Source organism: Paraburkholderia dipogonis (assembly GCF_046027395.1).
Classification (GTDB): Bacteria; Pseudomonadota; Gammaproteobacteria; order Burkholderiales; family Burkholderiaceae; genus Paraburkholderia; species Paraburkholderia dipogonis_A.
In genome coordinates, this window is sequence record NZ_JAQQEG010000012.1 from 62,153 (window position 1) to 74,818 (window position 12,666).

A 12,666-nucleotide genomic window follows, 5' to 3' on the forward strand; every position below is an offset into this window, starting at 1 on the left:
CGTTAAAACCGGTTTGGCGTTATCGCTCATCGCAGCAAACGCTCGCGTTGCAGGTCGCGCTCGAAGTCAGCCAGAGACCGCTCCAGCCGGTTAATCAGTTCATCGATCTGCGGCTCCGTCACGATCAAGGGCGGTGCGATCAGTTGCATGTCGCCGAATTCGCCACGATTGGCGCGCCGGTTGTACAGCGCGATGCCGTGCGCAAGACCGTACTGGGTGAGCCGCGCTGGAGCGTTCATCGCTGCGGGCAATGGCCGTTTGGTCGCCTGATCCGCAACCAGCTCGATCGCCATGAGCAGCCCCTTGCCACGCACGTCGCCAATCAGTCGCGAGCGCGTTTGCAACTCGCGCAACTGTGCATCCAAATAGTCCCCCATTCGCGCGGCGCGCTCGACGAGCCCTTGCTCGACCACTTCGTCGAGCACAGCCACGGCCACCGCGCACGAAAACGGATTGGAGAAATACGTATGGCCATGCACGAAGCCACCTTGAGCCGCAATGGTTTCGACGATGCGATTGGGCGCAAGGACCGCGCCGAACGGCGTGTAGCCGGCGGCCAGACCTTTGGCGAGCGTCACGATATCGGGCCGCGATCCCTGCCAATGTTGGGACGACAGGAACGCGCCGCTGCGGCCCGCGCCGCTCATGATCTCGTCGTGAATCAGCAGTACATCGTAACGATCGCAAATCTCGCGGACCTTCCGGTAATACGACGCCGGCGACACCAGGGCGCCGCTCGACAGTCCACCGATCGGCTCGATGATGAAGGCGAGCACCGTCTGCGGGCCCTCCTCCAGAATCTTCGCTTCTAGCGCCTGTGCACAAGCAGCAACGTGCTCTTCGGCACTGATGCCTGGCGCCAGCCGATAAGTCAGCGGAGCGGGAATTTTCGGCATTGTCCGCAGCATGGGTCCGTAGATCGACTCTGTGAACGAATCGCCGGTGACCGCCATCGCTCCCATCGTCGAGCCGTGGTAGCTCGGATCACGCGCGATGACCTTGAAACGCGTGCCCTCACCGCGCGCGACCGCATATTGGCGCGCGAGCTTGAGTGCCGATTCGTTCGCCTCCGAACCGCCGGAGACGAAAAACGCGCGCTCGAAGCCCTCGCCGGCAAGACCCGTAAGCCGGTCGGCGAGCCGCACGTTGTGCTCGCTCTCGAAGAAGCGTGGGTAGGCGAACGTCACGCGCTGAGCCTGTTCGATCATTGCCGCCACGACACGCGGATTCGAATGACCAAGATTGCTGACCACAGCACCGGAGGTGGCGTCCAAATATGGCTTGCCGGCTTCGTCGTACAGATAGACGCCCTCGCCACGCGCGATGCGCGGCGGTCGTGGCGCGCCCTTCGGCAGGTAAAAGCTCATTACGCTGCCGCCGCTCGGAGTGTCGCCGACCAGGCGCGGCTGAGATTGTTCAGACATGTACGTTGGCCTCGATGGATGCTACTGCGCGCACGTCGTCCGTGCCCGGGTTGGCGCGACGGGAGAAGCGGCTCAGCACGTTGTACAACAGGGTTGAAACGTCGTTGCTATAGCCACGGTGCGACAGTGCACCGCAAAATGTGATTGAGCCGACGGAGAACACGGCGCCGCCGAAGCCCGTTTCGTAGTAGACGATTTCTGAGCGAATCAATGTCTCGGCGGGCGCCCGCGAACGCGTCATCGTGTGTGACAGCAGCGCGTCGAGCGCCGGGCCGAACGCCGCACTATGGCCTTCGGAGCGGGCGAGAATCGTCACATTGGCCGGCGTGCCGTCTGCCGGTGCGGTGGAGTCCAGCTCGAATCCGGCTGCCCCGCCGCCCGACAAGCCGTAGTCACCGAACAATGGTCCTTCAATGCCGTCGAGGATCCAGCCGCCCGGCTGTTTGCGGGCAGCATCCAGCACGCGGTAATGCGCGCCTTCGAACGGACCTTGCGAGGTGAAGCCGATGCCGACCAGTTGCTGCGGCGGGCGCGCGCTGCTGCGCCATAAGCCTCCGTATTCGCCGTCCAGCGCGTGAAAATACTCGCCTGCTTCGGCAGCCCACGCGCGCACGCCCCCTTCCGTGCGGCGCATTTCTATCGCGCCGGGCACGCTCGGCGAGCGGCCGACGCGCCAGTAAAAACCATTGCCGCCGAGATACGCGAGATTGCCGCCGGTGCGCTGATAGCCGGCGAACGCGTCGAGCGTCGCGGCCGTGTGGTATTCCGGATGCGTGCTGGTCAGCACCGTAGCGTACGGTTCGAGAATTGCGGCGCCAAAGCGTTCGAGATCGTCGTCGGTGACGACATCGAAGGCGAAGCCCTGGTGTTCGAGCCAGTCGAGCAGATGAGTATCCGCGATGTAATGACGGCAACCGGAACCGCGCGCGTCGTCGAACGTGATGAAGCCGGGGCGCATCGTCAGCATCGGCCGCAGACGCGACGAAAAGGCGACGCCGCTGCCGTCCGAATGGCGGTTGTAAGTCGACAGGCCGACTTCCGGATGCTCGTCCGGATTGTGAGGATAAGCGCCCCATTGCGCGACCTTGTTGCGCAACGACGCATCGAAGTTGCCGCGCGCGTAATTGGCGTAGGCCTGATAGGTGTAGGTCGCGGCAACGAAGACGATCGAAGCGGTCGGCTTGCCGGGTTCGGGACGCACATAGAACGGCAGATAATCGGTTGCGCCTTCCACGCCTATTTTCATCGCGTAAGCACCGCTTCTCAACGACGGGGGCACCTTGAACGTGAAATCGGTTGCCCAGCCGGCGTCGTGCAGGTCGTCATCATGGAAGTGGATGGCGGCGTAGTGATCCGGCGCGGCGCGCCAGCACGTTTCGCGACCGCTCCACAGGCTGCCGCGTACCGCCCGTGTGGGCAGGTTGATCAACTCGCCGTGCCGCGCGTGCGGTGCGATATCGACAATCTCCAGCGAATCGATGCCGCGCGCGAAGTCCCATGCTGCAAACAGACCAGCATGCTCAAAGTCTGCCGCGCGCGGTGCCGCGGCCGCGCGCGCGTTCGTGGCAAACGCCGGCGGCAGGTTGGCGATGAAGGGTGCTTCTATCTTGCCATTGAAGAAGGCGCGGCGGCCGTCTCCATCCTCCTGCGCGGCGATCAGCAGATCGGCGGCATCGTGCGCGCCGCCGCTTGCCTCCGCTTGCAGCGGCGTTGCAATCGCCTCGTCGAATGCCTGCACGGTGCGGCAAAAGAGCGGCAGCGCAACGCGGCGGTCCACCTCCGCCACCCCGACTTCAATCTGGCCGGCAGCCGGGTCGATAGCGCACCAGATGTCATACCATCTGGCGCCAAGCGCGGCGGGACACTGCAGATGCGTGACGGGCTTGCCAAGACCCCGTCCAAGCCGCATCTCAACGCCGTTCTCGTTGACCAGCAGCGCGAACCCCGTGCCCTTTGCCGCATTCCATTGTGACATCACGCACTGCTCGCCGCGGGCGATGGCGCTCGGCTGGATGCGCGCGCCCACGGTCAGGCCGGCGCCGCCGCCGGCCATTGGCAGCCGCGCGGCGCGGGCAAACGAGCCCGGCAACAGCGGTTTGTCCACCGAGGCAAAAGTCCCAGAAAAAATATGACTGAGGCGCTCAAAGCGCATACCCGGGCCGTCGGGGTTGGGATCGGAGTGAATCACCCGCACGAGCTCGGCCTCAAACGGCTGGGCAGACCGGCTGGATACCTTGAATTCAATGGATTCGTCGGGTCCGGCGGAAAGGATGTCGCTGTAGCCAGTGATCGTGATCATGCGCGTGCCTTGAGTGCGCCGCGCCCTTGCGCGGCTGATTATCAGAATGGACGGCTCCCGCTTCATCGCAGGATTCATTTTCAGCCCAGTCTAGGTCCAGCAAATTTTTTGCACTACGCGGCGGGCGTTTGATCGTATATTCGTGTCATGAATATCAACGAGATCGATCTGAATCTGCTGCGGATTCTTGACGCCGTCCACAGCGAGCGCAGCGTGAGCCGCGCGGCACTCAGGCTCAACCTGTCGCAGCCGCGCGTGAGCAATGCGCTGGTGAGCCTGCGCGAACTGCTGCAGGACCGGCTGTTCGTGCGCACGGCAAGCGGCGTGGCGCCCACGGAACTGATGACACTGCTCGCGCCACGCGTGCGCGAAGCCCTGAGCCTGCTGGAAGACTGCCTCGTGCAACGCTTCGGTTTCGAGCCGGCTAGCGCGCGGCGTACGTTTCGGCTTCATATGAGCGACAGCATCGAGATCATCGCCATTCCGCCACTGCGGCAACGCGTCGACGAAATGGCGCCTCAGGTACGACTCGAAACTGCGCAATTGCCAGCGGCTCACATCCCGCAGGCGTTGCAAGCCGGCGAAATTGACTTCGCAATCGGCAGCTATGGCGCAATGGGCGACGACATCGTGCGCGAGCATCTATTCAATGACGCATTCGTCCTGCTGGTCGAGGGCATGCACCCGGTGCCGGACAACGCATCACGCGAGGCCTTGCAGCAGATTCACTATGTCGTGGTCGGCGAGTCGGCCGACATCGAACAGTTGATGGCTGACCTCGGCCTCAGCCGCCAGATCAGGGTGCGTACATCGTTCTATCTTTCGGTGCCAGCACTGCTGCGGGGCAGCGGCCTGGCCGTGTGGTTGCCGCGTAGCGTCGCGGGCGCACTCGTCGCGCTTGGCGAATACCGTATCGTCACACCCACCACGCGACAACGCGCGGTCGCGGTCAACGTGTTCCTCCACCCGCGGGCCATGCGCGATCCGGCGCTGGAATGGATGCGGCAACAGATACTCGATACGCTGTGCGGCCAGACGGAGGCGCGATGACCCGGGATCCGAATCGCGTAACGGAGCGCATCGATCTGCATCTGCTGGAGGTATTGGACGCCGTTTTCATCGAACGTAATATCGGCCGGGCGGCATTAAGGCTCGACGTATCGCAGCCCGTGGTGAGCGGCGCACTGACGCGCTTGCGTCTTTTGCTGAAGGATCAGCTGTTCAAGCGAAGTCCCGGCGGCGTTGAACCCACTGCGCTAGTCAGCCTGATCGCACCGGCAATTCACCGCGCGCTCAGCGAGATTCACGACACATTGCAAGAGACGCAAACGTTCGTGCCGGAACAATCGGATCGAACCTTCGTGATCAGCATGAGCGATAGCGGCGAACTGGCGTTTTTGCCCGCCGTGCAGCGGCATCTCGCCGCCATTGCGCCAAACGTGCGACTCAAGTCGGTGATGGTTCCTCTCGGCGAACTCGCCAGTGCGTTGGAAACCAACACCGTGCATATTGCGCTGGGTCTGCTTCCTGAAATGGGCGTTGAATTCGAGCGCGTGCATCTGTTCGATCAGGACTATGTGCTCGTGATGGGCGAGCAACACCCGTTCGCGGGGCAAGCCATTACCCGCGAATTGCTGACGCAGTTCGAATTCGTGCTGGTGGGGCGCTTTCCCGATGTCGAGCAGTTGATCGCAGAACATGGGTTGACGAGCCGGATTCGCTTGCGGGTCGCGCACTATCTGGCCGTCCCGATGATTCTGTCGACCAGCAACCTGGCGGTATGGTTGCCGCGAAGTCTGATCGCACCGCTGGCGCTGCTGGGACGCTATCACTCAAGCAGCGTGGCCGCCTTGCAACGCACGTTTTCACTCAGTGCGGTCCGACACCGACGCAGTGTCCGGGAACCAGGCGCGCAGTGGTTATGGGAGCACGTTACAAAGGCCATCATTGACACCTACATGGAAAGCACCTGATCACCCGCTTGCAGTCCCTGGGAACCTGCAAGCGGGAGGGAAAAATATCAGCCCTTTTCGGACAACGCGCTGGGCGCTTTCCGCGCAGCAGGGTCCATTGTCTGGGGAGTCAATGCCTTCGCTAGCAAACTCAATGAACACCGGCTAGCAAAAATAACGAACATCAACCACAAGGGCGAGTGTCCGCAAACGAAGTCGGTTGTGCGGATGATTTCCGGACAGGCATGTTGACCATCCCTGTTAGCTTTTATGTCAATCGAGGCGATTCGGGCTGAGCGAATAACTCGGGGCAGACTCGCCCCGGCTGTCGAAGCTCGGACGCCCAGTGTCTCTTGGCATGCAAGAAGCAAGCCGTCCAGCATCCGTTCCGCGCAGCTTATTGTCCCTTCGGAGCAATTGGGTCGTCTTGCGCACGTCCTCGCCTCTGTTTCCTTCCATCAATCGCAGTGTCGAGTGCGGATTCAACCGAACCCGGCTGTTCCCGCTGCGGACAGGGTGCTTCGGAGATTACGCATGCCGTTCCATAAGGGCCGGTGACGACGAAGGAGCATGCACCAAAGTGCAGATCTTGCCGTCGTTTTCGATTTCGACAAAACCGATTCTGCTGTACCAGTCATAGGCAGCTCGGTTGCATATGAAGACATTCAGGTACAGCGGTTTTTGTAAGTAACTGGACAACGACATGACCTTGGCAATCGCTGCACTGCCGATCGACTTGTTTTGCATCTCCGGCACGATACAAAGCATCCTCAGCCATACGAGATCCGGTTCGACGTCCCATTGCACAAACCCGCATCGGCCGCCTTCCCACGTAACTATTTGACAACAGCCCTGGCGAAGGCTTTTTGCAAACCCTGCTTGCTGCAAGTCGTCGTCCCAGCCATACGCTGAAGTAACGAAACCTTTCATCGTTCGCCGGTACGTGTCAAATAGCCATGCCGAGTCTCCGGGTACCGGCAGCTGAAAATCCAGGTTCATCACAACCGCCGATCCCGATAAGCAGGTCTTCGCCAGCGTACTGGATAAAGAGATCGGCATCAATTGGTTGGGGCCGGCGAACGCCAACGGATGCGGAATGCCATTCACCGGACAGCTGAGTCAGCGATCCGCTGCTGGTCGAACCTGGGCTCCCGACGAACCGCCGAAATCGACCCGAATCGGACCTACGACACTTCGTGCCAGCGATGGCCGGTTTCAAAGGGATGCTGTTGAAAAAGTCGCGGCAGTTGGTTGCCCACCGCCGGTCAGAAAATCGACCTCTCAGAACGCCCTGACAAGCGGTTCGCGGGCCTCGGTTAAGGGTAAAGCGATCCATGAAAACCTCGCGATGTAGACCGTCGCCGGCTTTTTCAACAGCATCAAAGGTCAAATGGTCATTCACGCAGCGACATGCCTCTAACGAGTATGGGACACGAGGCGTATTCCAGCTTTATGTAATAGCCGCCCTTTGCCCCGCCAACTACCATCAGAAAATTGGCACTACAAACCGTTCAATTCAGACACCACGGCTTGGCGATTGCACTGCGGACCTCGATGTGGTCCCGGGCCGGATGAACGTCCTGCCAGGCAATTCACGGCATCCGATTCCGATCGCGAAGGGATCGGAAAGCCAGCGGTAATGATCGACGAGACCGCTACCCGGCGGTACACAGTCGCGCCCGACATTCAATCTCTCTTCCAATGGCAATGACCCGAAAGGACACACGATGACCCTGCCCCGAACCAGCGGAACGAATATTTCCCCGGACGCGACCCGCTCCGGCCGATTGTTTTTCCTCGAACTGAGCGGTGGCCGCATTCACTCGATCAATCCCGACGGATCCGACCTCAAGACGATCGTCGCGGATTGCCGCCTCCCCGACGGCATCGTCGTGGACGTTGATGCCGATCATATCTACTGGACCAACATGGGTTCGATCGGCCTCCATGACGGCTCGATCGAACGTGCCGACCTGGATGGCAAGAACCGCGTGGTCATCGTCCCGCAAGGCGTCACGCACACACCGAAGCAGATTCATCTCGACAAGGTTGGCGGCAAGCTCTATTGGTGCGACCGCGAGGGCATGCGCGTGATGCGCGCCAACCTCGACGGCTCTCAAGTCGACACGCTGGTCGCGACCGGGCAGAGCGACCAGGACCGTCTCGACCAGACCCGGTGGTGCGTCGGAATCACGATCGATCCGAAGCACAAGAAGCTCTACTGGACGCAGAAAGGTCCGGACAACGCCGGCCTGGGCCGCATCTTCCGCACCAATATCGACATCCCGCAAGGCGAAGACCCGGCGAACCGCTCCGACATCGAAGTGCTGTTCGACCGGCTGCCCGAGCCCATCGACCTCGAGCTCGACCTCACGAAGCGTGTCCTCTACTGGACCGACCGCGGCGATCCTCCGCGCGGCAACACCGTCAGTCGCACGCCGATCGACGGACCGGCGACGTCTGAAATCCTCGTTACGCACCTGATGGAGGGAATCGGCATCGCACTCGACATTCCCGGTAACCGGATGTTCGTCACGGACCTGGGCGGCTCGGTCTACTCCGCCGATCTCGATGGAAAAAACCCGCGCAACTTCCTTTTCGCCCAAGGCAACCTCACCGGCATTGCCTATGCCGAATTCTGACCCACGCATTGGAGACATGACATGACTGATACCAAGAGCCAGCCCATTCGCCGCATCGCCATCATCGGCACCGGCGTGATCGGTGCCAGCTGGACCGCGCTGTTTCTCGCCAAGGGGTTGAAGGTCGTTGCGACGGACATCGCCCCGAATGCCGAAGCCCAGCTCAGGGCGTTCGTGGAGGCTGCCTGGCCGGCGCTCACGAGATTGGGCCTGGCGCCCGGCGCGTCGCAAGCGAACCTGACATTCACGCCCGTGCTTGCACAAGCACTCACGGATGTCGACCTGGTCCAGGAAAACGGCCCCGAGCGGCTCGAATTCAAGCAGGATCTCTATCGGCAACTCGATGAGCTGCTGCCCCCCCACGTGATCATCGCATCGAGCACGTCGACCCTGCCCATGAGCAGCATCCAGGTGGGCGCCGTGCTGCATCCCGAGCGCTGCGTCGTCGGCCATCCGTTCAATCCGCCGCACCTGATTCCGCTGGTCGAGATCGTCGGCGGGACCAAGACCTCGCAAGAGACGATCCAGCGCGCCATGGAGTTCTATACGTCGATCGGGAAACAGGCGGTGCGCCTGAACAAGGAATTGCGGGGCCACGTCGCCAACCGTCTGCAGTTCGCGGTGGCGCGCGAGGTCTATTACCTGGTGTCAGAGGGTGTGCTGAGTGCCGCCGACGTCGACACCGCCCTCTCCTGGGGGCCGGGCCTGCGCTGGGGCTTGATGGGCAACATGATGCTCAATCACCTCGGCGGCGGCCCGGGCGGCATCGAGCACTTCTTCCATCAGTTCGCCGGCCCGATGACGGCTGGGTGGAAGGAACTGGGCTCGCCGGAGCTGACGCCGGAAGTGCAGAAGAAGCTGATCGACGGCGTTCATGCCGAGGTCGGATCGCGGTCCATCGAGGAACTGGAGGCAGAGCGCGATGAGCTGCTGCTCGGACTCATCGAACTGCGTACTAAAGGCACTGCGCACTAAAGGTACGGACGCGATTAACCCGCGCGAGGCTGCCGCTCGCGCGGGTTGATCGCGGGCAGTTGACACTCCCTAATCGAAATGGAATTTCGCAAATGAATGACTCGACCAATCTTCCAATCGAAAACGATCCGGATCGGCTCACCGGAATCATTCAATCGAATCTCGCGAATCCGGCACGGAACGCGGATATCGACCTGCACGGCGCGCTCAATGACGTACTGAAAGACGTCGGGCTATCGACGGCGGACAGCGGTGGCAAGATCACTTTCCACGGCCGCGATCCGATCATCCCCGCGCTCTTCCGGTTCGGCTCGTTGTCCGCGATCGCCCTGGCCGCGAAGGCCGTCGGCGTCGCTGCACTATGGCGACTGCGGACCGGCGAGGAACAGGACATCGAAGTGGACGTTCGTAAAGCGTTGCGGCGCTTCGCGGGGTTCTTCGATCTGAAATGGGAGACGATCAATGGACGTCCTCCAGCCCTCAAGATCGATACGAATCTCTTTCGCGAAACCCGCGATGGACGGCATGTCGTGCCCCTGAACATCTACCCAAAGCTGGCTGCCCGCGAACTCAGCCTGCTCCGGTGCGACTCCAGCCCGGAAGCCGTGCGCAACGCCATTCTGCAATGGCGCGCGGACGACCTGGAGAATGCGGCGGCGGAGGCCGGGATCGTCATCGCGAAGGTGCGCACTTTCGAGGAATTCAGCAAGGAGCTTCAGTACACCGAGGTCCTCTCGAGAATGTCGCTGATCAACGTGGAAAAGATCGGCGAAAGTGAGCCGATCCCTTTCATGAAAGAGGGCACCAGTCCGCTGGACGGCATTCGCGCACTTGGGATGGGTCACGTGATTGCCGGAGCGGCCATCGGGCGAGACCTCGCTTTGCACGGGGCCGATGTCCTCAACATCTGGCGGCCGTTCGACGATAGCGAGATCGAGGCGTTCGCGTGGGACACTCAGGTCGGGATGCGCTCGACGATCCTGGACTACTCGAAGGAGGATCGCGCGAAATTCGATCTCCTGCTGAAGGATGCCGATGTCTTCTTCGCAAACAAGCGTCCGGGCTATCTGGAACGCCATGGTCTCGAGGCCGAGGAGCTCTGCGGCAGGAAGCCTGGGTTGATCCATGCCAGTGTCCTGCTTCACGGCGCCAGGGGCCCCTGGAAGTATCGTCCGGGATTCGATGAAATCGGCGCGGCCGTCTCGGGGCTGTTCGCCGTCGAAGGTACGCTCGCGCGTCCGAAATCGCCGCCGATCATCCCCATTGTCGACAACGTGGTGGGCTGGCTCGGCACAGTCGGCGTACTCGCGGCGCTGCGCCGGCGTGCGGTCGAGGGTGGTAGCTATCGGGTCACCGTTTCTCTGACCCGAACCGTGCTGTGGCTGTTCTCGCTCGGCATCTTCGACAGGGACTATGCCCAGGCGACCGCCGGATCTTCCGACGAGCACGCCTACATCGCTCCCGATCTGTTCACGGCGGAGACCCCATTGGGCACGTATCAGGGCATGACCGACCAGGTCGTCCTGTCGGAGACTCCCGGGTCCTTCAGGACGGTGCTCGTGCCACGAGGCTCGAGCAAGCCCGAATGGCTGGCGCGGTGAGGGTTCCCGACCTGCGCTTTTGCGAAATCGGCCAGGAGCGCGACGGCGTTACCGATTGAGAATCGAACGTCGCTTCCTGGCCCGACCCGCGTCTGATGCGGTCGGCTCTGATCGACCCTGTATAGCGGCCCTTCCCGAAATGATGCTGAACGTCTCAAGTCGGGATCTCACCGGCCGTTTGCGTACAACTCGCAGCCCGTTCCATCAGTAATCCTGAGTTACGTGCTCAAACTTGACTGTGCCTCCGGGACTTTTAATTCGCTCCAGGCGGCCAGGTCTGATATTCGCGCTGCGGCACAAGCGTATAGTCAGTCATCTGTCACGGTGGAGATTTGCAGACATGAACGATCTCGCTACCAAAGAAGCCGACGCACTGGCGATTGTCAAAACGTTTTATCGAGGCGCCGCCGAGGGCAGGATAGTGGACTTCGAAAAGTACCTGGCTGACGACTTCACATTGCTCGTTCCCGACTACCTTCCTTGGGGAGGTCAATATGACAAAGCCGGCTACGTGTCGATTCTTCCCCAGGTGGCAGCGACACTCGATTTCGCGAGGCTTTCGTACGAGAGCCTAACCGTACAGGGCGAACACGTCGTAGCTCTGATTCGGATTGGCGTCCAGGGTACTGACGAATCGATTCTGATTTCTGAGCATTGGGATATCTCAGATGGTAAAGCACAGCAGCTACTTGTAGCTTACTTCGACCCGAAGGTGCTGCTGGCCAAGGCCGCATAACGCCTGGCAAGCGCCTACATCGTTAAGGAGCTTTGATGAATCAGCAAGACTTCTCTGCCCGTGACAATGTCATCAAACACAACGTTTACGCTTCCGTGAGACGCCGGGACGGCCTCCCACACGAATTATTTGCAAATTACTGGCGCGACGTGCACTCGACTCTTTGTTCGCGCTTGCCGGGACTCAACTTCTACGTTCAACAGCACTTCGACAGAGACTATTATGCGAACTTCTGGCCTGTCGCAGAGGGCGTTCGCCGGATTGAAGCGAAGCTCGATGGGTCAGCAGAGTAGGGGTTTGCGAATCTTGAGGAGCAGGCCATATTCGCCGAGGCAGGCACAATTCTTTACGACGATGAATCCAACTTCATTGGTGAAGCCGTTGCCTACAACCTGCCAAACGGTTCGCTCACGCTTGTCGACAAGGATGAAGATGGCACTCGCAACGGTGCCGACCCATTTCATCGTATCCATTTGTACATGAGCCGCAAGCCAGGACGGGACACGACGACGTGGCTGACGGAAACGAACACCGCGCTCGCAAAACACGACGCTGTGGTCAAGTGGAAGCTGCACCTCCCTGAACCGTACGACAATGATAGGCCCGCCCCTCCGTCGCCTAACGTCGAACACCGTGTCGCGGCAGACAGACTGAATCTCGCGGTTGCCGAAATCGCATTCGCCAGCCCCTTAGCGGCAAAGTCGCTGTTCTCATCGCCAATGTTCAAAGAAGTGGTGGGCGAACAGGAGCGACATGTCGACGCCATCGGCGTATATCTCGTGACTGGGTTTTATACGTTCGTTCGTGACGGCCATCCGACGTTGGCAGGCTTGCGAGGAAGCCGGCCCGCAGAACTCATCACAACCTTGGGCGCAGTGAATCAGCTCGACGAGAGGGTTACTGCAAGATTTGCTCCGCGATAGACAGGCAATACTTCCTTTCAATATATTCGAAGCATTCTGGCGTGCCAGCGACGTGAGAGGCGGTTGTTCGAGCACGTCGGGGTCGCAGGCCTGCGATTACGCGGCCTGGTCCTT

At 60.9% G+C, this 12,666-nt stretch carries 12 protein-coding genes; 8 read left to right on the forward strand and 4 right to left on the reverse strand.

Annotation, left to right across the window (positions count from 1 at the left end):
- Positions 1–26 precede the first annotated feature (26 nt).
- Positions 27–1,424 carry an aminotransferase family protein gene (locus PQR32_RS14080; RefSeq protein ID WP_408227401.1) on the reverse strand — a complete coding sequence of 466 codons (1,398 nt, stop codon included), beginning with the start codon at positions 1,422–1,424 and terminating at the stop codon, positions 27–29.
- Positions 1,417–3,723 (reverse strand): N,N-dimethylformamidase beta subunit family domain-containing protein, encoded by a 2,307-nt coding sequence (locus PQR32_RS14085; protein ID WP_408227404.1) that lies wholly within the window; start codon positions 3,721–3,723, stop codon positions 1,417–1,419. Before PQR32_RS14085 ends, PQR32_RS14080 begins: the two co-directional genes overlap by 8 nt.
- A gap of 147 nt (positions 3,724–3,870) precedes the next feature.
- On the opposite strand from PQR32_RS14085, the gene PQR32_RS14090 reads away from it, so the two are divergent.
- Positions 3,871–4,773 carry a LysR family transcriptional regulator gene (locus PQR32_RS14090; protein ID WP_408227407.1) on the forward strand — a complete coding sequence of 301 codons (903 nt, stop codon included), beginning with the start codon at positions 3,871–3,873 and terminating at the stop codon, positions 4,771–4,773.
- On the forward strand, positions 4,770–5,696 hold the full coding sequence (locus tag PQR32_RS14095; RefSeq protein ID WP_408227410.1) for a LysR family transcriptional regulator: 927 nt from the start codon (positions 4,770–4,772) through the stop codon (positions 5,694–5,696). Before PQR32_RS14090 ends, PQR32_RS14095 begins: the two co-directional genes overlap by 4 nt.
- 507 nt (positions 5,697–6,203) lie before the next feature.
- On the opposite strand, the gene PQR32_RS14100 is transcribed toward PQR32_RS14095, so the two are convergent.
- Positions 6,204–6,782 (reverse strand): GNAT family N-acetyltransferase, encoded by a 579-nt coding sequence (locus PQR32_RS14100; RefSeq protein ID WP_408227413.1) that lies wholly within the window; start codon positions 6,780–6,782, stop codon positions 6,204–6,206.
- Positions 6,783–7,402: 620 nt separating this feature from the next.
- Between PQR32_RS14100 and PQR32_RS14105 the strand changes: the two genes are divergently transcribed.
- The 5 genes from PQR32_RS14105 to PQR32_RS14125 all read left to right on the forward strand — a co-directional run bounded on the left by PQR32_RS14105 (position 7,403) and on the right by PQR32_RS14125 (position 11,922).
- Positions 7,403–8,317: a 3-hydroxyacyl-CoA dehydrogenase gene (locus PQR32_RS14105; RefSeq protein ID WP_408227416.1), complete on the forward strand. Its 915-nt coding sequence runs from the start codon at positions 7,403–7,405 to the stop codon at positions 8,315–8,317.
- 21 nt (positions 8,318–8,338) lie between these two features.
- Positions 8,339–9,292: a 3-hydroxyacyl-CoA dehydrogenase NAD-binding domain-containing protein gene (locus PQR32_RS14110; protein ID WP_408227419.1), complete on the forward strand. Its 954-nt coding sequence runs from the start codon at positions 8,339–8,341 to the stop codon at positions 9,290–9,292.
- 92 nt (positions 9,293–9,384) lie between these two features.
- A complete protein-coding gene (locus tag PQR32_RS14115) occupies positions 9,385–10,893 on the forward strand; it encodes a CoA transferase (protein ID WP_408227422.1) in 1,509 nt (502 codons plus the stop codon).
- 340 nt (positions 10,894–11,233) lie between these two features.
- Positions 11,234–11,629: a nuclear transport factor 2 family protein gene (locus PQR32_RS14120; RefSeq protein ID WP_408227425.1), complete on the forward strand. Its 396-nt coding sequence runs from the start codon at positions 11,234–11,236 to the stop codon at positions 11,627–11,629.
- Between the two features lie 35 nt (positions 11,630–11,664).
- Positions 11,665–11,922: a hypothetical protein gene (locus PQR32_RS14125; RefSeq protein WP_408227428.1), complete on the forward strand. Its 258-nt coding sequence runs from the start codon at positions 11,665–11,667 to the stop codon at positions 11,920–11,922.
- Here the strand turns inward: PQR32_RS14125 and PQR32_RS14130 are convergent.
- A complete protein-coding gene (locus tag PQR32_RS14130; protein ID WP_408227431.1) occupies positions 11,911–12,102 on the reverse strand; it encodes a hypothetical protein in 192 nt (63 codons plus the stop codon). The two genes, PQR32_RS14125 and PQR32_RS14130, sit on opposite strands and share 12 nt — an antisense overlap.
- 6 nt (positions 12,103–12,108) lie before the next feature.
- Here PQR32_RS14130 and PQR32_RS14135 point away from each other — a divergent pair, with 6 nt between their 5' ends.
- On the forward strand, positions 12,109–12,552 hold the full coding sequence (locus PQR32_RS14135) for a hypothetical protein (protein WP_408227433.1): 444 nt from the start codon (positions 12,109–12,111) through the stop codon (positions 12,550–12,552).
- The last annotated feature ends 114 nt before the right edge of the window (positions 12,553–12,666 follow it).